This is a genomic window from Streptomyces sp. NPDC090021 (genome assembly GCF_044748225.1).
Lineage (GTDB): Bacteria > Actinomycetota > Actinomycetes > Streptomycetales > Streptomycetaceae > Streptomyces.
In genome coordinates, this window is record NZ_JBIVFO010000007.1 from 46041 (window position 1) to 68556 (window position 22516).

Genomic DNA, 22516 nt, shown 5'->3' on the forward strand with positions numbered 1-22516 from the left:
CCCCTCTCTTGGCAATCACCTCCTACCCCTTCGATGCCCAGGTCGTCACGGAGACCCAGTACAGCCAGATGTTCCGCGAGTTCCAGGACTCGGGCATCGTGGCGAGCTTCGGCTCGTCGTCGGGCTTCTACGTCACCGCCGGCACCGGCATGAGCGTCAACGTCTCGTCGGGCCTGGCCTTCCTGCGGGGCTTCATGGTGCAGTCCACCGCGACCGAGGCCGTGACGATCCCGGCCGCGAACACCTCCGTCCGCGTCGACCGGGTCGTTTTGCGCCTCGACCCGTCCCTGAACAGCATCGTCCTGGCGGTGAAGCAGGGCACGGCGGGCTCGACGACTCCGCCGAACCTGACCCAGACGGACACCGGCATCTTCGAGATCGCCCTCGCGTCCGTCACAGTTGGCGCAAACGCCACCTCGATCACGTCCGGGGACATCGCCCGCATCCGCACCTTCACCGGCCACCGCGTCGGCGTGTGGAACACCAACACCCGCCCGACGAATCCCCGCTTCGGCCTCCTCGGCTACAACGCCGACAGCAACCGATGGGAGTACTGGAACGAGACGGCCTACGTCCCGCTCATCTCGAATGTGGACTGGGCAAACCTGTCCGGCAAGCCCGCCACCTTCCCGCCGTCCACGCACAGCCACAAGTGGGCGGACATCACCGACGCCCCCTCGTCCCTGCCTCCGGCCTCACACACGCACGACTGGGGACAGGTCACGGGCAAGCCCACGAGCTACCCGCCCAGCACGCACGGACACGCCTGGTCCAGCATCACGGGGACACCTTCCTCCTACCCGCCCTCAACTCACTCCCACGCGTGGTCGAGCATCACCTCGAAGCCGACGACGTTCCCGCCCAGCACGCACTACCACTCCCAGTACCTTGAGCCCGGGGACACGATCGCCTGGTCGAACGGCACGAAGCGTGTCCATGCGGACAGCGTCAGTGGCTCCGGGACGTACTACGCGGTGTGGGTGCAGGGCGACGGCACTTTCGCCCGCAACACCAGCTCGCGCCGCTTCAAGCAGAACATCCGGGACATCGACATCGACCCCGACGCAGTTCTGTCCCTGCGTCCCCGCGTCTACGACCGGCGCCCGAAGGAGGAGGGCAGCGACTACCTCCGGGACGAGTTCGGCCTGATCGCCGAGGAGGTCGCCGAGACACTCCCCGAGATCGTCACCTACGACGAGGAGGGACGCATCGACGCCCTCCGCTATGACCTCCTGGGCGTGGCCCTTCTGAGCGTCGTGCAGGACCAGGCCGAGCGCATCGAGCGCCTGGAGCAGCTCGTAAGGGACATGTCCCGATGACCCTCGACCCCAATGTGCAGGTCGCACTCGTCTCCGCCGGCGGAGTGGTCACCGCGGCCTTCATGGGCGTCCTCGTCGAGCTGGTTCGCCGCCAGGGGACAGCCCTCGCCGAAGTGCGCGAGCACGCGCAGGAGGCCCGCGATCAAGTCTCCAACGATCACACCAGCAACCTTCGAGACGACCTCGACCGCGTGATCTCGGGACTTGACCTCGTCCTCGAAGGACAGGCCGAGCACAGCCGGGACATCCGCGAACTGCGCTCCGAGCTGTCCCACGAGCGCGCCGAGCGCTTGGCCGTCTCCGAGCGTCTCGACTCCCACATCTCTTCTGTCTCCACCTGAGACATCCACCCCCTGAAGGCCCTGTCCCGAGCGGACGGGGCCTTTCGCATGTCCCGAAGGAGGGGCTCACGTGACCAGTCAGGTAAGCAAGATCGTCGGCATCGCAAAGGCCGAGGTCGGCACCCAGGAGAAGCGGTCGGGTGGCCACTGGGTCAACGACTCCAAGTACAACCGCTGGTTCGGGAAGATCCCCGGCTACGGCGAGAGCGGCTACGGCTGGCCGTGGTGCGCGGCGTTCGTGGCCTGGTGCGCGGCCGAGGCGGGACTCGCGGGCCTCTACCCGAAGACGGCCGGGTGCCTGACGGCGGTGTCCTGGTTCAAGCAGCGGGGACAGTTCAGCGCCTATCCCGCAATCGGTGCCCAGGTCTTCTTCGGCGCGAACGGCGGGACGCACACTGGCCTCGTCTACGACTACGACGACGACCCGGACGGGTACGTCTACACGGTCGAAGGCAACACCAACGCGGGCGGAAGTCCCGAGGGCGATGGCGTCTACCTGAAGAAGCACCGCCGCAAGGATTCCTACGTGTACGGGTACGGCTACCCGGCCTTCGCCGAGGGGATCAAGTCAGCCGACCCGGCGTGGAAGGGGAAGGCGCCGAAGCCTGCGGTCGAGAAGCCGAAGCCGCCGGCACCCAAGCCTGCCCCGAAGCCCGCCTCGACGATCGTCGCTCTGAACGCGGCGGTCAAGCCGGGCGCCAAGCACAAGCAGGTGCGCGAACTTCAGCAGCTCCTCATCAAGGCCGGGTACGGCCCGATCGCGGGCGCGGTCACCGACTTCTACGGTCCGGAGACTCAGCGAGCGGTCGCGAGGTTCCACGACCGCAACCCGGCGTACCGCAGCGGCCTGCACGATCCGCGGATCGGGCCCAAGGGCTTCGTCGCGCTCCAGAAGCAGGCGGGCCGCCGATGAGTAAGCACCGCAAGCCCGTCACGGCCTTCCTGTCCGCCCTCCCCGTCCGCTACCGCTCGCGCTTCGGGGCCGTCTTCGCGGCCCTCGGCGTGCTGGTGAGCGTCGCCGCCATCGTCTACGCCGACAAGCCCGAGGTCGCTCTCATCGTCCAGATCGCGACTTCCCTGGGTCTGGTCGACGGACCCGACGCCGAGTAGCACTGCGCCCCCCTCCTGGCCCTCTCGGGTCGGCAGGGGGGCGCCTTTCGTCGTCTCAGGATTCCTTGGCCCTGGCCGCCTTCTCTGCCTCGATCTCCGCGAGGGTCTTGACCGGCGTCCGGCCCCGCCTGGTCGTCGCCTTCTTCGCGGTTGCCTTCTTGCCGGTGGCCTTCCGCTGTGCCGGCGGCTTGGCCTCGGAGGCAGGCTGGGGCTTCTCGGCCTCCAGGTCGAAGAGGTCGAGTACGGGAGCGGCGTCCTCGTCGCACAAGTCGCGCTGTATCGGCCTGCCCTCATCCGGGGTCAGGGTGTACCTCTTGGCAGGCCGGTCCTGCCGCTTGCACTTGTCGCAGACACGCACGGTGATCGTTAGGTCCATTCCTCCGCTTCCCAGGAGTGAGGCACGTCTGGTCGTATTGTCCCTCACTCCTGGGGGCTGCGGCTCGTGATCGGGTCAGGAAGCGTTGAGGCGGGCGAGATAGCGGCTGCCGGTGCGGCGCTCACGGCCCATGGCCTTTGCCAGGTTCGGGCCGGTGATCTCCTCCCCCTTCTCGACCAGAGACTTCGCGGCTTCCTTGATCTCTTCGAGGCTGGGGGCCGGGCGGCCGGGACGGCGCCGGTTGCGGGCCTTGGCCACCTCGTCGACCGGCAGCTCCTCGCCGTCGAGGGTCGTCTGAACGGGCTCGGCATCCTGGCCCTGGGGCTCGTCGCGCTCCTGGTCATCGGCGACCAGCGCGGCTTCCGCCGGCACCTGCTTGACGGCTCGGATCACCATGTGAGCGACGTGTCCGGCGACGATCGCGGGGACGGCGGAGACGGCGGCGACCAGCTCCTTCGACGAGGCCATGTATCCAGCGGAGATCCAGTGCGCGACGACCTGACCGGCGAGGGTCATGCCCAGGGCGCCGATGGCTCCCGCGATGGCGCTTCCTCGGCCCTTCTCGCCCTTGGCGCGGCTCTCGGTGAACCAGACCGCGACGACGGCGTAGACGCTCATGCAGACCGGCATACCGGCGGCGACCCACTCGTTCCATCCGGCGGTGCGGGCGAGCTGGTACTCGCCCGGGGCGGACATGGCCAGGGCGACGGCGAGCACCAGGCCGCCGACGACGTAGGCGTACCGGGGCATACGGGCAGGCTGAGACATGGGTGTGCCTTTCAGGGTGGTGCGGAGGGAGGTGAGGGGTGTGTCAGGCGGTGCGCATGGCCGCGCGGGCGGCACGCCAGGCGGCGTTAGGGCCGTCGATCACAGGCGCGGGCGCAGACTCGGCCGGGGCCTCGCTGATCTCGCCGGAGGTGCAGTCGATCTCGAAGTACGTGGTGGCGCCGAGGGCGCACTCGGCGCAGATGCCGGACTCCTGGCCTGCGGGCAGCAGGTTGCCGCAGCCCTCGGGGCAGTCGGCGTACTGCTTCCACTGGCGCTTGGGCTCGGGGCGCTTGCGGTCGAGGCGATCGGCGATCAGGCGCGCGGCGGAGTAGACCTTCGAGGGGAGGCCCTGGGTCACGGCGTCGGTGATCTCGCCGATGGTGGCGCCACGGCCGAGCCAGTCGGCGACCGAGGGGGCGAGCTTGGCGACCTGCCGCTCGGAGAGGTTCAGGCGGCTGTCGATCGCGGCGAAGCGGCGCACGATGCGGGCCGCCTCGGTGAGCTGGGGGGCCTGGGTGTCCTGCTTCTTGCTGGAGCCCTCCCTCGCCGCAGACGCGGCCGGGTGGTGCTCGTCAGCGGGAGGGAAGGGAGGGAGTTTCCCACCGTCCTTTGAGGAGTTCCTTTTCCCCGAAGGGGACGTTCCCGCTTCCTCGCCGCCCGGCTCACCGGTTCCCGGCAGGGCGGGAAGCGGAGAGAAGCTGTCCTGGGGCTCGTCGAACACGTAGACCTGCGTCCGGATGAGGCCCTCGTCGTCACGGGTCGTGACGCGGAAGTAGTACCTGTGCTCGATCAACTCGTCGATCGCGTGCTCGATGCCCTTGCGGCCGACCTTGGGGTTCTCGTCCGCGAGCTTGCGCACGTTCTCCTTGGTGCCGCTGGGCAGGCTGATCAGGTAACCGAGCAGGCCACGGGCTGTGAACGACAGCCCCTTGTTCTGGGCGATGCTGTTAGGCACCACCGTGAAGTCACGGTCATGCCGAGTACGATGGATACGCATTGGGAGCTACCACTCTCGATGCCGGACCCCGGAGCGTTGGCGCGCTGCCGGGGTCACCTGTTTATTTTGGGCAGTCTCGCCCGGTTGTCTGGTCACAGCTTGACATGATCATCCGGGTTAGGTCAATCTTTACCTTGAACGCAGAAGGTTGTACTGACCCGGTTGATTGAGATGACCACCACACACAAGGGGAGACATGCCCGCCACGAAGATCCAGGACAAGGCAGAGGTGCTGCGCTGGTTCGAGGAAGGCCGCACCTACGAGTGGATGGTTCAGGCATACGAGGAGAAGTACGAGATCACGACCACGGTCCCCATGTGGGCAGCGTTCCGCCGGCGGAACGGCCTCGACAGGCGGAATACCCGCGCTGACGACCTGATCCCCTGGAAGATCAGGAAGGATCACAGACACCTATACCCAGTCATGATGCTGCGAGCCGAGGGGCGCCTCCGGGCTGGCAAGCCGGTCTCCGAGGCGATCATGAAGAAGCTGGCGAGCTGGAAGCAGTCCCTCGAAGAGGACAGCCTCGTCGTGCACTACGACCCCGAGACCGAAGACGGCTTCTTCTACATCCCGCGCGAGGAGCGCGATACCGACCTCATCCGCGAACCCATGCTGAAGACCGGCAACCAGGCACGTGACTAGCCCCCTCCCAACCGGTCCGCGTTCGACCTTACCCCCCGCCACTGACAGGCGGGGGGTTTCCTCTTGCCTGAGGCGGCGCAAGGCCCTGACCTGCGGCTAAGGGGGTGAACTTCAAGCGATCCGAGTGTATGTTCGATGCCTGCCGGGGGGCGGAGTTGTGAAGGTTGTTCGATTGACAACCATGCAGGGCCCCACGTAGAACTGGAATCAGATAGTCCAATCTTTACATGCAACAGGGGGCCCAGCGCGTTGAACGGTGAACTGCGAATCGAAGGCGCTGCGCCCCTCGTCGCCACTGACAGTTCCGCCGGACTCCCAGACGGCATGTGGCTGGTTGGCGACGCGGCCACCTGGGACCAAGCGCTAGTCGTTCGAGCTGACACCTCCTCGGCGGACATGCGCAAGGGACTGGCGCTCGTTCATCACCTCGGCCTGGAACCGCTTGGCGAGGAGGAGTGCGAGCCTGATCTGCTCGATGACGGGTCGGTCCGTATCTGGCTAGTCCCGACAGCACCCAGCGATCCGTTCGAATACAACGACAACATGGAGCCCATCGCTTGAAGATCATCGACTTGACCCACGAGCCCACCGTTCCGCGCGACGGCTGGGACCGGCCTCTTGTCATCCCGAAGCAGGGCGGCAAGCCGGTCGCCCTGACCCGCACCACGACGTTCATCGACTGCCTCGAAGACAAGACGGCCCTGTCCGACTGGAAGTCCCGCATGACCCTGGCCGGGGCCGCGAAGCGCCCCGACCTCCTTGACGCGGTCAGGCAGCTCGATCCGAACGAGCGGGAGGACATCAGGCGGCTGAACCAGCTCGCCGCGCAGGCCGCCGAGATCGCGGGCGCCAATGTGAAGAGGGAGAAGGGCACTCACCTGCACAAGCTCTCCGAGTACGTCGATGCCGGATGCCCGCTTCCCGCCGGCACATCCGCGGTGGACCAGCGCGACATGAGCGCCTACCTGATGGAGACGGCCGACTTCACGGTGAGGGCCGTCGAGAGGTTCGTCGCCGTGCCCGAGCTGCGGACCGGCGGGACCTTCGACCGGCTCCTCGAATACGAGGGCCCGGACCCTGACGGCAACCACGTCTCGGGCCTGTTCATCGGCGACCTGAAGACGGGCAGCATCGAGTACAACGCGCTGAAGATGGCGATGCAGCTCGCCGTGTACTCGCGCGGCGAGTTCTACGACTACAGCCGCTTCCCCGTCGACCCGGCGGACAGGAAGGCGTTCACCGCCTGGAAGAAGCGCGAGGTGCCGGCGGCTGAGGCCGCGCAGGCGTACACGCCCCTTGAGGGGGTGTCCCGAAAGTGGGGCATCGTCATCAGCCTTCCGGCCGGATCGGGTGAGTGCACGCTCCACTGGGCCGACCTGGAGATCGGGTGGGCCGCCGCGCGCCTGGCCCTCGACGTACGCGCGACCCGCAGCGTGAAGGGCGCACTCCGCCCGTGGGTGAGCGGCGTCACAGATACGAAGGCTGCATAACTGCGGCACGGGTGTTAAGTTTGTACCAAGAGACAGGGAGTTGAAGTGAAGGCAGATCAGGCGGAACTCGTAACGTCCTATGCGGACGGCACGATCGGCGTCACCATCAAATACGGCAAATCATACGAAGACACCTGGGCTGTGTTCCGTGGCACCGTGGTGCAGGTCCGCGAGCTGATCTGCGACTACTTCGGCTTCGAGTGTAAAGATGTGACCGGACTGTCGCTGAGCGACCTCGTCGTGAACGCGACGAGCCTCGCCCACGGCAAGGGGAACATCGCCTCCATCCTCGACGCCCGGATCATCCCCGAGCCCCCCTCCGAGGCCCCGGCAAACGACCCCTGGGCGGCTGCCTCGGCCGCGAAGTCCGAGACCACGGACAACAAGTCCGCCTGGATTCTCGGCGAGATCGAGAAGGCGCCCAGCATCGACGAGCTGAAGAAGCTCTGGGCGGCGAACCAGGCAATGTTCGCCGACCCCGCCGTCATGGCCGCCTACAAGGCCCGCGGCTCGGCCCTCAAGAACGGGTGACCCCGTGCCCGCCGTGAGCCTCGCCCTCGTCCTGGTCGTCTCTGCGCTGGGCTCCGTCATCGCCCCGCGCTACTCCGAGCCGACCCCCTACTACAGCCACGAATTCCCCACCGAAGGAGAAACCGAGTGACCCTGAACTTCGTCGAGATCCCGACCGCTGGCGGCGGCTGGCTCAAGCCTGCCGAAATCAAGGATGCGGTCGCGCTCCTGATCGAGGTCAACTCCTACGAGCCCCAGCGGCCCACCCCGAACGGCCCGAAGGACTCGGCGCTCTGCGACGTGACGGTCTTCAAGACCCCGGAGTCGCTGGCGTCCCGCACCCCCGAGGTCAACAAGGGTATGCGGATCGAGCAGACCCTCCTCGCCCGCGACCTGGAGAAGGTCGTCGGCAACGCCACGATCGTCAAGCTGGACCAGGTCCCGCCGAAGCGGCCGGGAGCCCACCCCGCCTGGGTCTGGCGCCCGGTCAACGACGCCACAGTCCGCCAGGCCGTCATCGAGTACGCGCAGGCGCGTGAGGCCGCCGTGAACGCGGCCGTCGCCGACGCCCCCGACTTCGACTGACGTACGCGAGGAGCTGGGGGCCGGTCGTCCGGCTGGCCCCCGCCTCGCGGGTCTGGAGGACCCGTGTCCCGTCCCGACTGGGACTGCTGGGCAATGAGCATCGCCGAGACCGTCGCGACCCGTGCCGACTGCACGCGGGCACAGGTCGGTGCCGTGCTCCTGTCCCGAACGAACCGTGTGCTGAGCGTCGGATACAACGGCCTGCCGGCGGGACTGCCCGGCTGCTCGACGGCCGCGAACTGCCCACGCGGGCGGCTCACCACAGAGGAGTGCGCCCGCGACTCGGACTACTCGAACTGCGCGGCGGTCCACGCCGAGGCCAACGCCATCCACCACGCCAGCCCGGCCGAGCTTCGCGGCTCGACCCTCTACGTCACCCGCAAGCCGTGCCCGGCTTGCATGACCCTGATCCGCTCGGCGGGAGTCCGCCGCGTCGTCCACAGAGAGGAGCCCGCCAGTGCTGACCCCCGCTAGGTCTCTCGCGAAGCACGCCGAATCCGGCAAGGAGCTGCCGAGGATCGAGGCGTTCGACGCCCTGTACGGCATGGGGTGCCGACCGCGTCACGGCGAGGTCATCATGATCGCGGGGCGAAGCGGCACACAGAAGAGCGGCCTCGCCCTGTTCTGGGTCGCGTCCATGAACCTTCCGACCTTGTACTTCTCGGCGGACATGAGCGCTTTCACCGCCTCGTCGCGGCTCGCGTCCATGCAGACCGGGGACACCACGGAAATGGTCGAAGCGGGCATGGCGGCCGGAGGCCGTCACCGCGAGGAGTACCTTGCCGCGCTGGCCCACCTGAACATCACCTTCAGCTTCGGCAGCCCGATCACCTGGAAGGCGGTCGACGAGGAGCTGGAAGCCTACGTCGAGCTGTGGGACGCCTATCCGGCCGTGATGGTGTTCGACAACCTGATGGACTTCGACGGCGCCGAGTCGGACTACACGGAACAGATGTCCGTGATGAGCGGGCTGACCGAGCTGGCCCGCGCGACCGGCGCGACCGTGATCGTCCTGCACCACGCCAGCGACAAGAGCTGGGAGGCGAAGTCCGACCCGTGGGCCCCGCCCTCCCGCGATCAAGTCAAGGGCGGGCTGAGCGAGAAGCCGGAGCTGAGCCTCTCCGTGGCGCTCGACCCGAACAGCCACGAGTACCGGGTCGCCGTGATCAAACAGCGCATGGGCCCCTGCGACCCCACGGCCCGGCGGTACGCGTCGATGCGCTGTCACCCCGAGGTGACGCGCTTCTCCAAGCTCGAACGCCTGGTGCCGGCGGCAACCCCCGCGAAGCCCTGGTCTCCCACGGACGCCCTGCTCAAGTAGAAGGTAGGTGTAAACTTTGGACCCGATCGCCAAGCGCAACAAGGCCAACAAGCGCCGAGGAGCCGAGTGGGAGATCGACCTCATGACGGGTCTGCGATCCGTGGGTGAGGACGTTGAGCGGCTGCGGCTGACCGGAGCGGAGGATGAGGGCGACCTCGCCATCCGCGAGGACGGCGGCCTCTTCACCGTCATCGAGGCGAAGAACGCGAAGTTCGAGCCCGGCCCCTTCCTCGACGAGGCCCACCGCGAGCGCCTGAACTTCGCCAAGCACCGGGGCATCGACCCCGGCCGGGTGGAGTCGGTCGTCGTCGTCAAGCGCCGGGGAAAGGGCTGGCGCAAGGCGTTCGTCCTGACTACGGTCGAGGACTTTTTCGGTCTGGACGACGCCGAGTGAACGCCATCACCTACGAAGAGGCCGCCGAGTACGAGCGCCTGGTCGAGGAGCTGGGCCGCTTCGACCTCGCGTCCGCCGGCAGCGCCGGGTTCGAGTCCCTCGGCTACGACGACGACAAGGGCTGGTTCGTCGGGAGGCGAGTGCCGTGAGGTTCCGCCGCGTCGACACCGACCACGAGGACCAGGAGCACGAGAAGCCCACGCTCGAAGCCGTCTTCGAGCACTACGACATCGAGTTCAACTCGCACCGCGTAACGGGCATGACGGCCTGCCCTCTGCACGAGGACAACACCCCGTCCTTCTCATGGAACACCGACCGGCAGCTCTGGAAGTGCCACTCCTGCGGGAAGGGCGGCGACGCATTCACTCTGATCATGGAAAAGGAAGGCACTGACTTTGTCGGAGCACGAGCCCTTGCAGCCTCTCTCGCCTTCGCAACGCGAGATGCTGGAGGAGGCGACGAGCGCGTATCAGGCAGCTCTTACGCCGGACGCCGCGCGGTATCTCCTCGACCGGGGAATCGGCCGCGAGGAGGCGGTTACACACCGGCTTGGCGTCGTCGGTGACCACCCCTTCCCCGGTCACGAGCGATTCCGCGGGATGCTCGCGATCCCCTACCTCGACCGCCTCGGTAAGCCGCTGACCATCCGCTTCCGCTGCCTGGAAGAGCACGACCACAGGGCCGCCTTCCACGGGAAGTACAACACCATCAAGGACGATCCGCCGAGGATGTACGGCGTCGCCGACGTGCACCAGGCCGGGGACACCATCGACGTGACCGAGGGCGAACTCGACCGGATCGTCCTCAAGAAGATCGGCCTCCACGCGGTCGGCCTCCCCGGCGCCGCTCTCTGGCAGCCCCGGCACCGCCGAATGCTCGCGGGCTTCAACCGCGTCCGCGTCTGGGGCGACCCCGACGACGCGGGGTCGGAGTTCACCGCCCGTATCTGCCGGGCCCTTCGATCCGCCAAGGGGATGCGCCTGCGGGACGCGGACGTGTCTGACACCTACATGCAGGGGGGCGCGCAGCCCCTTCTCGAACTGATCAAGGAGACGAAGTAGTGACCACCGCCCCCGCCCGGAAGACCGCCCCCCGCAAGGCGCCGGCACGCAAGGCCGACCCCCTCGCGACCGTGCTCGCCGAGCTGGGCGCAGCGGCCAGTCAGGTCGGCGACCTCCCCCCGACTCTGGTCGGCGGCCTCGTCCCCGCGCGCGGATCGGACGTGTACCGCAGGCGGGCCGACGAGTGGGAGGTGATCAACGAAACGCGTCAGGACACGGGCCACCTCGGCGTTGACGGCCTGGCCATCCAGGTTGCCTTCGCCGCCTTCGGCGGGCGCACGCCGGAGGAGATCCGCAAGGGGCTCGTTCGCCTGGCTTCGCTCACGATCGCGGCCATCGGGCAGATTGATCGGGAGGCTGAGTGACCACCGGCCTTCCCTGCCCCCAGTTCTGGGACGGCCGAGGCTGCGGCCACTACGAGCCCGTAAACGGTGACGAGGGCGCCGCGCGCGAGCGCCTGCGCAACCACCTTCGCGGTCTGCACGGTGGCGTGGTCTGGGAGGAGGCCGAGGTCCGCCGCAGCGTGGGCCACGTCCGGCCCCGCCCGCTGGAGACCCTCGCCCGTCAGGTCGAGGAGGCCCGCCGCAAGCACCTCGCGCGGAGGGGCCGGTGAGTGAGCCCCTGCCCGGCAACCCCGGGCCGACCCTGAAGCGCATCTACGAGGAGCTGGAGCCGGACGCACGGGAGACCGTCGTGCTCCGCCTCCTCGACACCGGCTCGTCGGCCGAGCGCCTCGCCCTCGTCCTCCGCAAGCACGGACACACCGTGTCCGCTTCCACCATCCGTACGTACCGCCGTTCTCTTCGTGATGAGGTGTAAAATTTGGACCGCTCTGAGCTGTTGACCGACCTTCTCCGCACGCCGACCGCCCCGGCCACCACGGGCCGTCAGGCCGACCCCGACAAGGACTTCACGCGCCAGATCGAGGTATCGGGCGACGCGGCCGAGGTGACCGTCCGGGGCCCCGAGGGCATCGACCCGGAGTCCACGGCCGCCGACGTGCTCCGCGCCCACCACCTCGACCCCGCCGAGTGGGAGATCACAGGCTTCCGGTCGAGCGAATGGACTATGGCGAACGGCGAGCCGGGCGTCTCCGCCCGCTTCTCCTTCGGCCGCCGCAAGGTGCCGGCGGAAGTCGAACGCCCGAGCATCGGCGAGCTGCTGAAGGTCTTCGACGAGGCCCCCGGCTTCGTCCAGGACGACGAGGAGGGCGAGTTCACGTTCGTGGTCGCCCTGGGTGACATGCAGTTCGGCAAGATCGACGGTGACGGCTACGAAGGCACGCTCACGCGGGCGATCCAGTGTATCGACAAGGCCGCCGCTCTCCTGACCGAGTACAGGAAGCGGTTCGACATCGAGCACGTCCACCTCTGCTGGCTCGGTGATCACATCGAGGGCTTCGTCTCCCAGGGCGGCGCGAACGTGTGGCGCACGCAGCTCACGCTCACCGAGCAGATACGTCTCACCCGGCGCCTGATGGCCTACGCCATCATCAAGTTCGCACCCCAGGCGTCCCGCCTGACCGTCGTCGCCGTCCCCGGAAACCACGGCGAGGCCGTACGCCCCAACGGGCGCGGCGTCACCCGGTACGACGACTCGCACGACACCGACGCCCTGATCTCCGTCAGCGAGGCCCTGACCCTGGCGGGCGAGGAGTTCGCGCACGTCGAGGTGTACGTCCCCGACACGGACGAGCTGACCGTCGTAGTCGAGTGCTCGGGCACGGTCGTCGCCCACGCGCACGGCCACCAGTGGAAGCCCGGCCGCCACTTCGACTGGTGGCGCGGCCAGGCGTTCGACAAGACCTCCGCCATGCACACCGCCGATCTCCTCCTTGCCGCCCACCTGCACCACGAGTTCGTGGACACGGACGGGCCGAGGACGTTCATCCAGATCCCGGCCATGGAGTCCGAGTCGACATGGTGGCGGCACCTGAAGGGCACGCGCGGGGCGCCCGGCCTGATGGTCCTGATCACGAAGGACGGGGCCGTGCCGGTCAAGGAAGTGGTCCGGTGACCGACGCTCCCGACTGGCGGTTCCTCTGCCTCCCCGAGGTCGTCGCCCTCGCCGGCAGGGCTGCCCGCCGCATCGCTGACGGCTACGAGGACACGCTGACCATGGAGTACGAGGACGCCCGGCAAGAGGCCCTGATCATCCTCGCGACGAAGCCCTCCATGGTCAGCGAGTGCCTGTCCGACCCGAACCTCGGACTCGGCGTCCTCTATCACCGCCTGGTCCTCGATCTCGTCGACCGCGTGAAGACCGAGGCCCGGTACCGCGTCCGGCACACCTCCTACGAGGCGGCCTGCGACGCGGCCGAGAAGGGGCGTGTGTGAGCGGGTACGAGCGACGCCTCGTCGAGCACCTCCTCCCGGCGGTGTGGGACATCGAGGCCGCATACGGCATCCGGAACCCGCAGGCACCCGACGCCGACATGCCGAAGGGGACCGTCGACAAGAAGGCCGCAGGGACCTTGTTCGCACACCTCGCGGACATCCGGCGCGGCTGGAAGACGGCCCCCCTCTCCCTGGTCGAGAAGCGGGCGCTGTTCATGCGCTTCGCCCTCGACTGGGACGACCGGCGGATCGCAGCCCGTGAAGCCGTCACCGACCGGGCCATCCGCTACCGCCTTGAGCGCGGGGTCGGCAAGCTCGCCGCCCACCTCAACGGCACTGACTACGTGGACAGTTACGACGAATTGGAGACCACCGCGTGAGCGATCCCCTGCCCGAGGAGCCGCCGGTCGAGCAGCCCCAGCCCTCCGTGGAACCGCCCGCCGACATGGGCCCGGAGGTGTTCGAGTTCTGGGACAACTCGACCCTGACCTACTACGAGCGCCAGGCGGACGGCGCGGTCACCTCCCGCCCCTTCACGGAGCGGGAAGTCACCGACTACCAGGACGAGTTGGCGCTCGACAGCCTGCACGCCGAGGCCGCGTCCGCGATCGAGTACCTCGACGAGCGGATCGACCTGTGCCTCGCCTACCTCACCCTCCCTGCCCCGACCGGCGAGGAGACGGCAGCACAGATCAAGGTGCTGGCCGACCTCGCGGCGTACAGTGCCGGCACCCTCAAGCGGCTGATCAAGGTGCTGGCCGTGATGCTGAACAAGCCGTTCTGACCTTGCCCAAGCCGCACACCACCCACCAGAAGGAGAACCCCATCACCACCGCAGTTCCGTTCGGCCCCACCGGTCAGACCGTCTACGAGCGCACCTACAGCCGCACGAAGGCGGACGGCTCCCGCGAGACGTGGCCCGAGACGGTCCGCCGCGTCGCGGCCGGGAACCTCGCACTCGTCTACGGCCCGGCCGAGGAGTGGAGTGCCGACGTGCGGGCCGAGCATGACGAGCTGGTCGAGCTGATGGACCGCTTCGCCGTCCTGCCCGCTGGCCGCCACCTGTGGGCGTCCGGCGTGAAGGGCAGGCAGTACCTCTTCAACTGCCACGTCGCGGGCTGGGGCGAACAGCTCAGCCGTCACTACGAGTTCGCCTTCATGCGCCTCATGGAGGGAGGCGGCGTCGGCGCCAACTACTCGACACGCTTCCTCAAGCCGTACGGCCTGCCCCGCCGGGCCCTGGCCGTGCACATCGTGTGCGACCCCGCTCACCCCGACTACGAGGACATGAAGTCTGCCGGCGTCCTCTCCGCGGATTACGACTCCGACTGGGCCGGGGCCTTCGAGGTCGAGGACTCCCGCGACGGCTGGGCCGCCGCGCTCGTCGACCTGATCGACACCTTCATGACCGACGACGAGGTGAAGCACGCCGACCGCGTATACGACGTGTCGCGCGTGCGCGGGAAGGGCGCCCGCCTAAAGACCTTCGGTGGTGTCGCTTCGGGCCCGGCGCCATTCGGCCGCATGATGCAGGAGATCGCCCGCGTGCTCAGGCAGGCCGCGTGCTGCCAGGACTGCGGCGACACGGGAGTGGTCGAGGACTACCGGGGCTGTGACTGCTGCGAGTCCTCCTTCCCCTGCGAGAACTGCCCCGAGCAACTGACCCCCGTCGATGCGATGGAGATCGACCACGCCATCGCCGAGTGCGTGGTCTCCGGCGGCAACCGCCGGTCCGCCCGCATGGCCATCTGCCGCTGGGACGACCCGTACATCGACGAGTTCCTCGCGTGCAAGGAGGACCCGTCGCAGCACTGGACGACGAACATCAGCGTCGAGATCGACCAGGACTTCATCGACTACCTGTCCGGCGAGCGGCACGACGACTTCGGGCCCGGCGGAAACGAGCTGGCCTACATGGTGCACACCAGGGTCGTCGAGGGGATGCTCAAGAACGGGGAGCCCGGCTATTGGAACTCCGGCGCCTCGAACCTGGGCGAGCCCGGTGAGGTCGTGGCCACGAACCCGTGCGGCGAGATCGCACTGATGCCCTGGGAGAACTGCAACCTCGGGCACGTCAACCTCGACGCGTTCGTGATCGACGGGCACGAGGCGTACGACGAGACCGGCCTGAAGCGGGCGCACGAGCTGATGGCGCGCTTCTTGGTACGGGCAACGTACGGTGACGTGAACGACGCCGAGCAGGCCGAGCGCCTGGCCGCACAGCGCCGGATCGGCGTCGGTCACCTGGGCGTGCAGGGCTTCCTCGCCAAGCAGGGCATCCGCTACAGCGAGGCGCCGGCACACACGCGCTTCCGGCTTCTCCTCGGCCGACTGAAGAGGGCCGTCCGCCAGGCCGCCCGCGACTACGCCTTCGAGCTGCGCATCCCGGAGCCGGTCAAGGTGACCACGGTCGCCCCCACGGGCACGATCGCGAAGCTGCCCGGCGTCACCGAAGGAATCCACCCCGTCTATGCCAGGACGTTCCTGCGGCGCGTCCGCTTCTCGATGGCCGACCCGGACCAGGCTGCCAGGGTCGCTGCCTTCGAGTTCGAGGGGTACAAGGTCGAGCCCTGCGTCTACGACCCGAGCGGGAACACGATGGTTGTCGAGTTCCCCACGCTGGACAAGCTCGTTGCCGAGGTCGAGGCGCGCGGCTATCGGGCGGACCTGGTGGAGTCGGCCGACGAGCTGTCCCTGAACCAAATGCTCGCCTTCCAGGCGATGTACCAGGCCGAGTACGCCGACAACGCCGTGAGCTTCACGGCGAACGTGCCCGAGGGCCTGGACCTCGACGAGACGGCGGACGTGATCGAGGCGTGGCTCCCTCTGCTGAAGGGGACCACGGTCATGGTCGACGGGACTCGGCCGCAGGCGCCGTACGCGCGGATCACCCGCGCGGAGTTCGACAAGTACGAGTCCTTCCGGATCGAGGACTCGACCGACGAGGAGTGCTCGACCGGCGCCTGTCCGGTCCGCTAACTCCCGCACACGAATGTAAAGTTGAGACTCCCAAAAAGGAGTCCCTTCCACATGCCGGCGAAGTTAAGATGTGACCATGTTCAAGATGACGTGGGCGCTGGTCGCCGAGCACGCAGACGAGTGGACCGGGGCGCATTTCGGGGAGGCGGCCATGGTCCTGGACGAGAAAGTCGGCGCGGCCGTCGCGGGAAGCGGGATGAACCCCGAGGCGCAGGCCCACTTCCGCGACGCCTTCCTCTCCCCCGTCCGCGAGGGCATCTCCATGGAAGGTCGGGAAGCGGTCGGTGCCGGTCGTGAGTGGAGCAAGGCCGCGGGGCCCCTCCTCGTCGTCCTTACCCCCGCTGCCTGACCATCCATGAACACGCGCGCCCCCAGCCATGATCAGGTTGGGGGCGTCGCCGTTGTGTCCGGCCGACTACGGGCGGTCGGTCAGCCGGTGTTGCCACCGGAGCGCGGACCCCTCCCCGATCCAGTGCGATGACGTGCGGGTTGTGATCTGCTGACCCCCGATCCAGTACGTGTGACACCGGTCGGTGACGTGAAGCCGCACGGAAGTGATGTCCGGGCTGCCCGCCCCCTGCCAGGCCGTGAGGGACTCCTCCACGTCGTCCCACAGCGCCACAGGGCCACCCTGTCGGACTCGCCACCCCTCCCCGTCCTCGATGAACTCCGCGAACGACTCGCGCTCCGGGTCGAAGAGGTAGAGGAGCTGCTTCCCCTCGCTCGTCCTGGCGCGAACGAGCTGCGCGCCGGGCGCCGTGAGCTGGGTGAGGAAGGACGGCATCCACTCGTCCATCAGGAGCGGAGACACCTTCACCTGTCGCTCGCTGTCGGCGTAGGCCGCGCGTGCCGAGAGGTCGCCATCCACCGGCACGGTGGCCTGCGATCGGGCCTGCATGAAACTGGCCTTCCCGATGATCCGCCCCTCGGCCGTGCCGTCCTCGTTGACGGTCACCTTCGCCAGGCCGCAGCCGTTCGCCCACGAGCCGACCGTAGCCAGGATGATTCCACCCGGCTTGGTCTGCCGCACCCACGCGTGGGGGATGCGCCTGACCAGACAGGTGGCGATGACCCGGTCGTACGGCGCTCGCCGGGGGTGCCCGAGGAGCCCGTCGCCGGTCACTGTCCACGTGGAGTAACCGGCCGCCTCCAGCGCCGCATCCGCGCGTTCGGCGACCTCCGGGTCCACCTCGACGGTGGTGACGTTGTCCTCACCGAGGCGATGGCACATCAGGGCGGCCGAGTACCCGGTGCCGGTGCCGATCTCCAGGACCTGATGACCGTCTTCCACGTCCAGGCTCTCGATCATGCTGACCACGAGCGCCGGCATCGTCGAGGACGAGGTAGGCAGCCCCGCCACGGGCTCGTTCACCTGGTCGGCGGTCAGGTGTCCGTCGAGCTGGGTGGTCAGCGTGTCCGGGGAGTAGGCGGTCTGAATCCACTTCGCCGGATCGGAGCCGAGGGCCGTCACCGGCCGCCACCGACCGCCCTCGGGCAGGAAGACGCCCGGGTTCAGGAACAGCTCACGGGGGACCGCCTCGACGGCCGCCCGCCATGTCGGCGTCTTGAGGGCACCCTCCTGCACAAGCAGGGCGGCGAGCTTTCGCCGTTCGTGCGCGGTGTCGGTCATACGATTTCTCCTGCCAGTAGGGCCGCGAACGTGGCGGCCATCTGCAAACCGGTATGCGGCTCCAGCCACCCCCACTGACCATTGGGGTTCAGCTCCAGCCACCACAGGTCACCCTTCTGGTCCTCGGCGAAGTCGAAACTGCCGGAGACCAGCCCGTAGTGATCGAGGTAGGCCAGGAGCGCCTTCTCAACCGTGGCGGGCAGGTCTACCACGTCGTAGGACAGGGCCGAGTAGTCCTTGCGCCAGTCCAGAAGGCCGGACGTGATCCGAACGGCGAACGCCTGCCGGCCGACGACCAGGACTCGGAGGTCGGCCGTCTTGTCCACTACGACCTGGAACAGGTGGGGCGCCACCTTCAGGCTGTCGTCGATCTCCTTGGCGGTAACCAGGTCAGTCCACGCCGCCATCGGAACGCCGTCCCGCTTGTAGGGCGTCCAGCGCAGCGACTTATAGATCACCTGGTCGTGCGAAGAGATGAACTCCTTGGCTTCGTCCGGCTCGTTGGTCACCAGGGTCGGCGGCACTGTGAGGCCGAGCCGCTGCGCGAGGGCCAGTTGCGCGGGCTTGTAGTCAGCAGCCGCCACGCGGAGGGGGTGATTCACCCATACGGGGCCCTCCATGGCGTACAGGGAGCCACCCAGGCCGTAACGCACTTGCGCCGCCGCGAAGGCGGCATCGTGCTCCCCGAGGGCGGGGAAGGTGGGCCAGACGGGGCGGCGCCAGTAGACCGCGCGCACGTCGGTGAGGCTGGCGTTTCTCGACGGGGTACGCACGTGCCCGGCCACGGGGGCCGGGCACGTACCGAACCGAGCCGAGACCGTCAGGTCCGTCCCGATGTCGGCCGGGTTGAAGCGAACGACCGGCACATCGAGCCTGTTGAGTTCCGTGATCACCATGTCGGCGGTGATGTCATCCGCCTCGGTGGCCACGAGCACGGGCCTCTTCTCGGTCATAGCCACTAGTCCGGGTTGCTGTCCTGGTCGCTGCCCTGGTCGTTGCCGGACTGACCGTCGGGGCTGGTGCTCGTCGAGGTCTCGGTGCCCGAGCTGGTGCCGTGCTTGCCCATCTCGACGACCGCGCCGTCACGGTCGAGGAAGACGCCGAGCTGCGTCGTGGGGTCGACGTAGACCCTCGCGTGCGGCAGGTGGACGGTGTTGGGGTACGGCGCGAGTCGGCCGACGCCCCACGGGGGGGCCGGGGCCAATTCCACAGCGGTGCTCACAGTGCTCCTCAAGGTTCGGGCGGACCGGTCTCCGGAAAGACCAATCCGCGGGCGGGTGCAAGGGGTGGAGCAACCGCCCCGGCCCGTAGGCGGGGCGGTGGTGGGATGCCCCGTCCCGAGCGGATATGGAGGCGGGGGAGCACTCCAGACGGGGTGGTCAGCTCGGGACGGGGCAGCTTTAGGGGGTGGTCGCCAGGGCGACACCGATGACCAGTCCGCACGAGGCGCTGATCGCGATGATGAACAGGGGTCCTGCGTACCGGCCGATGATGCCTAAGACGCGGCTCACGGCAGCATCTCGGTCCGGTACGGGCGCGTGATGATCTCGCGGTAGGACGTGTGGGAGGGGTGCCGCCCGGAGTGCTCCAGGGCCCACGACTGCGGGGCCTCCCAGTCGCCGGAGCCGCCGGACTTCTCCAGGCACTCCGGAAGCGTGCACTGCATGGCGTGGGTGACGGGCTCGGAGCCCTCCTCCCGGTCAGGCGTGATCTTCCACATCCTGTGGGCGAAGACTGCGCGCGGCTGGCTCACACTCCCCACCTCGACCGGTCGTTCTCGACGGCGACCTGGGCGCTCAGCTTCTCCCCTGCCGGCGGGGTGACCACGTGGCCCGGCTCTGCGTCCCACTCGATGCCGCCGCTCAGGGGGCGGAGCTGTACCTTGCCGCCCTCCTCGCCCATCACGAAGCCGATCTTCCCGGTGCCCAAGTCCTTGGCCACCTCGCCGATTCCCGGCCTGGTCTCCTGGTCGCTCGTCATGACAGTGAAGTTACGGGCGGTGACTACGGCAATCCAGAGTCGTACCGATGCACTTCGGACGACGGCCCGTCAGAAGTGCATCGGTGATGTGTAGTTACGCGAATACGCCCAGGTGAGCGCCTACCTCGCGCATCTCGGTCGTCAGGGTCCGGCGCTTCTTCGTGATCTCCTCGAAGGTGACGGCGGCCGAGGACTGGTGCCGGAACCACTCGGGTGCGATCTCGTCGAGGTGGGACAGCTCCTCCATGGCAGCCGTAGGGTCACCCGTGCGGACGTAGGCGCGCGCCAGGTCGAGGCGGTAGCGGTTGCCGTCATTGGTGCTGGGCCCGCCGAGCCGCTTCCAGTGCTTCTCCTGGAGGTTCGGCTCCTCTTTGGCCTTGCGGATCACGGACCGCGCGTCGCCCGCGATCATGTAGTCCTCAAGCTCCTTCATCGTGGCCGTGACGGGACCGAACATCGACCAGTGCCGCAGCAGGTTCTTGTGCGTCCTGCCGACCGCCTTCGCGGCAGTGCCGGCCGCCTTACGTAGGGCCTGGGCTTCTTTCGGTCGGTTGTTCCGCGCCGCCGCAGCCGCCGCTTCCATCGCCAGGCCGCCCCACGTCGAGTATTCGTCCGGGGTGGCGCCCATGATCTTCGGTTCGACGACATCCATCGTGGCGATGGCGATGTCCTCGGCCTCGTCGAACCGTTCGGTCCGCATGAAGAGCCAGCACATCGTGCCGACCCCGGATGCCGCTACGAGGTTATTCCTGGCCTCCTTGGCATCCTCGATGGCGCCTCTGGTCGCCACGTGGGCAAGATCGAACTGCCTGATCTGCGTCAGGTACCTGCCGGTCAGGCTCAAGGCCCGCGAGCGGACCACCAGGGCACTCCTGCGCTCTTCTCCGGAGTCGTAGTAGGCCACGGCGTCGTTCGCTGCCCTGATGAGCGTAGGGAGGTCGGCGGCGATACTCCGGTAGGTGTCCCCGAAGTAGAGGACGGAGTTGTCGTACGCCATGCGCTCCAAACGGCGCAGGTCCGGCTCGTCGCCTGTCGGGGCGCTGATCGGGCCGAGGCTGAACGCGGGAGTGAGCGCGATGCGCAGCTCGCGTAGGTTCTGGCTGTTCGGGTCGTCGTGCTTGACCGGCTCCGGGGGCCCGGCCGCCATCAGGTCCGAGGTCTTCACTCCGAGGACTCGGGCGAGGGCATGAAGGGTTTCCATCCGAACCCCGTCGTGACCCTGTTCAATCCTCCGAACCGGTCCGACTGAGAGACCGGCGCGGTGCGCAAGCTGCTCTTGGTTCAGCCCCTTCGCTCGCCGGTATCGCCTTAGGTTGTCTGCAAGTTGATCCGACATATGTGCACCACCCTTCTCGGCCAGGGTATGCCCCTGGAGGGCGCACTGAAGCTTCTCCCAGCGTTCCCCGAGGGGTTTGGACGCCGAGGCGACGTGCGTGGGGTAACGCCCCTGCCGCGAAAATCTGCCCGCTTATCGGACACGCCTATCAATTAAAGGAAGATCTGCGATTTTTCCTCTCGATCACCCTTGTGACAGGGTTGAGCTCCGTCCAACCCAACCCCCACACGGAGGTATCGCGTGCTCACCGTTGGTGACCAGTTCCCGGCCTGGAAGCTCATGGGCGTGGAAGGCCCGGCCGAAGACAAGCTGGAGATCAAGGAGTACTCTTCGGAGGACTACAAGGGTTGGTCAGTGGTGTTCTTCTGGCCCCTCGACTTCACCTTCGTGTGCCCGACCGAGATCGCCGCCTTCGGCAAGCTGAACGACGAGTTCGCCGACCGTGACGCGCAGGTCCTCGGCTTCTCCCTCGACTCCGAGTACGTGCACCACGCCTGGCGCAAGGACCACGCCGACCTGCGTGACCTGCCCTTCCCGATGATGTCGGACATCAAGCGCGAGCTCTCCGCCGAGCTGGGCATCCTCGGCGAGGACGGCCTGCCGATGCGCGCCGTCTTCATCGTCGACCCGAACAACGAAATCCAGTTCTCGATGGTGACCGCCGGTTCCGTGGGCCGTAACCCCAAGGAGGTCCTGCGGGTCCTCGACGCCCTGCAGACCGACGAGCTGTGCCCCTGCAACTGGAACAAGGGCGACGCCACGATCGACGCCGGCGCGCTGCTGGCCGGTGAGTGACGGATGTCCCTCGACTCCCTGAAGGCGTCCGTCCCGGACTTCGCCAAGGACCTGAAGCTGAACCTCGGTTCGGTCATAGGCAACAGCGACCTCCCGCAGCAGCAGCTGTGGGGCACGGTCCTGTCCTGCGCGATCGCCGCCCGCTCCCCGCGCGTCCTGCGTGAGCTGGAGCCGGAGGCGAAGGCGAACCTCTCGCCGGAGGCGTACACCGCCGCCAAGTCCGCCGCCGCGGTCATGGCGATGAACAACGTCTTCTACCGCACGCGCCACCTGCTCTCCGACCCGGAGTACGGCAACCTGCGCGCGGGCCTGCGGATGAACATCATCGGCAACCCGGGCGTGGAGAAGGTCGACTTCGAGCTGTGGTCCCTGGCGGTCTCCGCGATCAACGGCTGCGGCCAGTGCCTGGACTCGCACGAGCAGGTCCTGCGCAAGGCGGGCGTCGACCGCGAGACGATCCAGGAGGCCTTCAAGATCGCCTCGGTGATCCAGGCCGTCGCGGTCACCCTCGACGCCGAGGCCGCCATCGTCGGCGAGTAACG

Annotated in this window: 36 protein-coding genes; 27 read left to right on the top strand and 9 right to left on the bottom strand. The window is 67.9% G+C overall.

The genetic code is table 11. The features are described from left to right. Positions 1–8 precede the first annotated feature (8 nt). From ACIPXC_RS06940 to ACIPXC_RS06955, 4 genes are all read left to right on the top strand, one after another. The gene (locus ACIPXC_RS06940; RefSeq protein WP_401614273.1) at positions 9–1319 is read left to right on the top strand and encodes a tail fiber domain-containing protein; all 1311 of its coding nucleotides are present in this window, start codon (positions 9–11) and stop codon (positions 1317–1319) included. Then, positions 1316–1660 carry a hypothetical protein gene (locus ACIPXC_RS06945; RefSeq protein ID WP_401614275.1) on the top strand — a complete coding sequence of 115 codons (345 nt, stop codon included), beginning with the start codon at positions 1316–1318 and terminating at the stop codon, positions 1658–1660. The genes ACIPXC_RS06940 and ACIPXC_RS06945 overlap by 4 nt, the downstream gene beginning before the upstream one ends. A gap of 70 nt (positions 1661–1730) precedes the next feature. Continuing rightward, positions 1731–2573 carry a CHAP domain-containing protein gene (locus tag ACIPXC_RS06950; RefSeq protein ID WP_401614277.1) on the top strand — a complete coding sequence of 281 codons (843 nt, stop codon included), beginning with the start codon at positions 1731–1733 and terminating at the stop codon, positions 2571–2573. Beyond that, a complete protein-coding gene (locus tag ACIPXC_RS06955) occupies positions 2570–2770 on the top strand; it encodes a hypothetical protein (protein WP_401614279.1) in 201 nt (66 codons plus the stop codon). The genes ACIPXC_RS06950 and ACIPXC_RS06955 overlap by 4 nt, the downstream gene beginning before the upstream one ends. Before the next feature lie 55 nt (positions 2771–2825). Here ACIPXC_RS06955 and ACIPXC_RS06960 read toward each other — a convergent pair whose 3' ends face one another. The 3 genes from ACIPXC_RS06960 to ACIPXC_RS06970 form a co-directional block, all read right to left on the bottom strand. Next, complete coding sequence (locus ACIPXC_RS06960; protein ID WP_401614281.1) at positions 2826–3146, bottom strand: hypothetical protein; 321 nt, start codon at positions 3144–3146, stop codon at positions 2826–2828. Between the two features lie 75 nt (positions 3147–3221). After that, positions 3222–3896 (bottom strand): hypothetical protein, encoded by a 675-nt coding sequence (locus ACIPXC_RS06965; RefSeq protein ID WP_401614283.1) that lies wholly within the window; start codon positions 3894–3896, stop codon positions 3222–3224. A gap of 61 nt (positions 3897–3957) precedes the next feature. Continuing rightward, positions 3958–4869 (bottom strand): hypothetical protein, encoded by a 912-nt coding sequence (locus ACIPXC_RS06970; RefSeq protein ID WP_401614285.1) that lies wholly within the window; start codon positions 4867–4869, stop codon positions 3958–3960. 238 nt (positions 4870–5107) lie between these two features. On the opposite strand from ACIPXC_RS06970, the gene ACIPXC_RS06975 reads away from it, so the two are divergent. The 21 genes from ACIPXC_RS06975 (at position 5108) to ACIPXC_RS07075 (ending at position 16582) form a co-directional block, all read left to right on the top strand. After that, complete coding sequence (locus ACIPXC_RS06975; RefSeq protein WP_401614287.1) at positions 5108–5557, top strand: hypothetical protein; 450 nt, start codon at positions 5108–5110, stop codon at positions 5555–5557. A gap of 249 nt (positions 5558–5806) precedes the next feature. Next, a complete protein-coding gene (locus ACIPXC_RS06980) occupies positions 5807–6118 on the top strand; it encodes a hypothetical protein (protein WP_401614289.1) in 312 nt (103 codons plus the stop codon). After that, a complete protein-coding gene (locus tag ACIPXC_RS06985) occupies positions 6115–7047 on the top strand; it encodes a hypothetical protein (protein ID WP_401614291.1) in 933 nt (310 codons plus the stop codon). Before ACIPXC_RS06980 ends, ACIPXC_RS06985 begins: the two co-directional genes overlap by 4 nt. Positions 7048–7092: 45 nt before the next feature. Beyond that, the gene (locus ACIPXC_RS06990; protein WP_401614293.1) at positions 7093–7578 is read left to right on the top strand and encodes a hypothetical protein; all 486 of its coding nucleotides are present in this window, start codon (positions 7093–7095) and stop codon (positions 7576–7578) included. 4 nt (positions 7579–7582) lie between these two features. Beyond that, positions 7583–7708, top strand: a complete 126-nt coding sequence (locus ACIPXC_RS06995; RefSeq protein WP_401614295.1) for a hypothetical protein — start codon at positions 7583–7585, stop codon at positions 7706–7708. Further along, positions 7705–8142, top strand: a complete 438-nt coding sequence (locus ACIPXC_RS07000) for a hypothetical protein (protein ID WP_401614297.1) — start codon at positions 7705–7707, stop codon at positions 8140–8142. Before ACIPXC_RS06995 ends, ACIPXC_RS07000 begins: the two co-directional genes overlap by 4 nt. Positions 8143–8205: 63 nt before the next feature. Next, the gene (locus tag ACIPXC_RS07005) at positions 8206–8616 is read left to right on the top strand and encodes a deoxycytidylate deaminase (protein WP_401614299.1); all 411 of its coding nucleotides are present in this window, start codon (positions 8206–8208) and stop codon (positions 8614–8616) included. Beyond that, positions 8600–9463 carry an AAA family ATPase gene (locus ACIPXC_RS07010; protein WP_401614301.1) on the top strand — a complete coding sequence of 288 codons (864 nt, stop codon included), beginning with the start codon at positions 8600–8602 and terminating at the stop codon, positions 9461–9463. Before ACIPXC_RS07005 ends, ACIPXC_RS07010 begins: the two co-directional genes overlap by 17 nt. Before the next feature lie 16 nt (positions 9464–9479). After that, positions 9480–9857, top strand: a complete 378-nt coding sequence (locus ACIPXC_RS07015; protein WP_401614303.1) for a hypothetical protein — start codon at positions 9480–9482, stop codon at positions 9855–9857. Continuing rightward, positions 9854–10006 carry a hypothetical protein gene (locus ACIPXC_RS07020; RefSeq protein WP_401614305.1) on the top strand — a complete coding sequence of 51 codons (153 nt, stop codon included), beginning with the start codon at positions 9854–9856 and terminating at the stop codon, positions 10004–10006. The genes ACIPXC_RS07015 and ACIPXC_RS07020 overlap by 4 nt, the downstream gene beginning before the upstream one ends. Further along, positions 10003–10422 carry a CHC2 zinc finger domain-containing protein gene (locus ACIPXC_RS07025; protein WP_401614307.1) on the top strand — a complete coding sequence of 140 codons (420 nt, stop codon included), beginning with the start codon at positions 10003–10005 and terminating at the stop codon, positions 10420–10422. The genes ACIPXC_RS07020 and ACIPXC_RS07025 overlap by 4 nt, the downstream gene beginning before the upstream one ends. A 34-nt stretch (positions 10423–10456) precedes the next feature. Continuing rightward, the gene (locus ACIPXC_RS07030; protein ID WP_401614309.1) at positions 10457–10918 is read left to right on the top strand and encodes a hypothetical protein; all 462 of its coding nucleotides are present in this window, start codon (positions 10457–10459) and stop codon (positions 10916–10918) included. Further along, a complete protein-coding gene (locus ACIPXC_RS07035; RefSeq protein WP_401614311.1) occupies positions 10918–11283 on the top strand; it encodes a hypothetical protein in 366 nt (121 codons plus the stop codon). Before ACIPXC_RS07030 ends, ACIPXC_RS07035 begins: the two co-directional genes overlap by 1 nt. Then, positions 11280–11531 carry a hypothetical protein gene (locus ACIPXC_RS07040; RefSeq protein ID WP_401614313.1) on the top strand — a complete coding sequence of 84 codons (252 nt, stop codon included), beginning with the start codon at positions 11280–11282 and terminating at the stop codon, positions 11529–11531. Before ACIPXC_RS07035 ends, ACIPXC_RS07040 begins: the two co-directional genes overlap by 4 nt. Beyond that, complete coding sequence (locus ACIPXC_RS07045; protein WP_401614315.1) at positions 11528–11737, top strand: hypothetical protein; 210 nt, start codon at positions 11528–11530, stop codon at positions 11735–11737. Before ACIPXC_RS07040 ends, ACIPXC_RS07045 begins: the two co-directional genes overlap by 4 nt. A gap of 21 nt (positions 11738–11758) precedes the next feature. Further along, on the top strand, positions 11759–12934 hold the full coding sequence (locus ACIPXC_RS07050; protein WP_401614317.1) for a hypothetical protein: 1176 nt from the start codon (positions 11759–11761) through the stop codon (positions 12932–12934). Then, the gene (locus ACIPXC_RS07055) at positions 12931–13254 is read left to right on the top strand and encodes a hypothetical protein (protein ID WP_401614319.1); all 324 of its coding nucleotides are present in this window, start codon (positions 12931–12933) and stop codon (positions 13252–13254) included. The genes ACIPXC_RS07050 and ACIPXC_RS07055 overlap by 4 nt, the downstream gene beginning before the upstream one ends. Beyond that, positions 13251–13634 (top strand): hypothetical protein, encoded by a 384-nt coding sequence (locus ACIPXC_RS07060; RefSeq protein ID WP_401614321.1) that lies wholly within the window; start codon positions 13251–13253, stop codon positions 13632–13634. Before ACIPXC_RS07055 ends, ACIPXC_RS07060 begins: the two co-directional genes overlap by 4 nt. Continuing rightward, positions 13631–14038: a hypothetical protein gene (locus tag ACIPXC_RS07065; RefSeq protein ID WP_401614323.1), complete on the top strand. Its 408-nt coding sequence runs from the start codon at positions 13631–13633 to the stop codon at positions 14036–14038. The genes ACIPXC_RS07060 and ACIPXC_RS07065 overlap by 4 nt, the downstream gene beginning before the upstream one ends. A 2-nt stretch (positions 14039–14040) precedes the next feature. Next, on the top strand, positions 14041–16233 hold the full coding sequence (gene nrdJ / locus ACIPXC_RS07070) for a ribonucleoside-triphosphate reductase, adenosylcobalamin-dependent (protein ID WP_401614325.1): 2193 nt from the start codon (positions 14041–14043) through the stop codon (positions 16231–16233). 76 nt (positions 16234–16309) lie between these two features. Further along, the gene (locus ACIPXC_RS07075; protein ID WP_401614327.1) at positions 16310–16582 is read left to right on the top strand and encodes a hypothetical protein; all 273 of its coding nucleotides are present in this window, start codon (positions 16310–16312) and stop codon (positions 16580–16582) included. A gap of 66 nt (positions 16583–16648) precedes the next feature. On the opposite strand, the gene tgmC is transcribed toward ACIPXC_RS07075, so the two are convergent. The 6 genes from tgmC to ACIPXC_RS07105 all read right to left on the bottom strand — a co-directional run bounded on the left by tgmC (position 16649) and on the right by ACIPXC_RS07105 (position 21179). Further along, positions 16649–17863 (bottom strand): ATP-grasp peptide maturase system methyltransferase, encoded by a 1215-nt coding sequence (tgmC, locus tag ACIPXC_RS07080; RefSeq protein WP_401614329.1) that lies wholly within the window; start codon positions 17861–17863, stop codon positions 16649–16651. Further along, complete coding sequence (tgmB, locus tag ACIPXC_RS07085) at positions 17860–18816, bottom strand: ATP-grasp ribosomal peptide maturase (protein ID WP_401614331.1); 957 nt, start codon at positions 18814–18816, stop codon at positions 17860–17862. Before tgmB ends, tgmC begins: the two co-directional genes overlap by 4 nt. A 5-nt stretch (positions 18817–18821) precedes the next feature. Next, complete coding sequence (gene tgmA / locus ACIPXC_RS07090) at positions 18822–19085, bottom strand: putative ATP-grasp-modified RiPP (RefSeq protein ID WP_401614333.1); 264 nt, start codon at positions 19083–19085, stop codon at positions 18822–18824. 285 nt (positions 19086–19370) lie between these two features. After that, the gene (locus tag ACIPXC_RS07095; protein WP_401614335.1) at positions 19371–19616 is read right to left on the bottom strand and encodes a hypothetical protein; all 246 of its coding nucleotides are present in this window, start codon (positions 19614–19616) and stop codon (positions 19371–19373) included. Continuing rightward, positions 19613–19843 carry a hypothetical protein gene (locus ACIPXC_RS07100; protein ID WP_401614337.1) on the bottom strand — a complete coding sequence of 77 codons (231 nt, stop codon included), beginning with the start codon at positions 19841–19843 and terminating at the stop codon, positions 19613–19615. Before ACIPXC_RS07100 ends, ACIPXC_RS07095 begins: the two co-directional genes overlap by 4 nt. Positions 19844–19937: 94 nt before the next feature. Then, the gene (locus ACIPXC_RS07105) at positions 19938–21179 is read right to left on the bottom strand and encodes a helix-turn-helix domain-containing protein (RefSeq protein WP_401614339.1); all 1242 of its coding nucleotides are present in this window, start codon (positions 21177–21179) and stop codon (positions 19938–19940) included. A gap of 240 nt (positions 21180–21419) precedes the next feature. Here ACIPXC_RS07105 and ACIPXC_RS07110 point away from each other — a divergent pair, with 240 nt between their 5' ends. Next, positions 21420–21974 (top strand): peroxiredoxin, encoded by a 555-nt coding sequence (locus ACIPXC_RS07110; RefSeq protein WP_401614341.1) that lies wholly within the window; start codon positions 21420–21422, stop codon positions 21972–21974. A gap of 3 nt (positions 21975–21977) precedes the next feature. After that, the gene (locus ACIPXC_RS07115) at positions 21978–22514 is read left to right on the top strand and encodes an alkyl hydroperoxide reductase (protein WP_401614343.1); all 537 of its coding nucleotides are present in this window, start codon (positions 21978–21980) and stop codon (positions 22512–22514) included. The last annotated feature ends 2 nt before the right edge of the window (positions 22515–22516 follow it).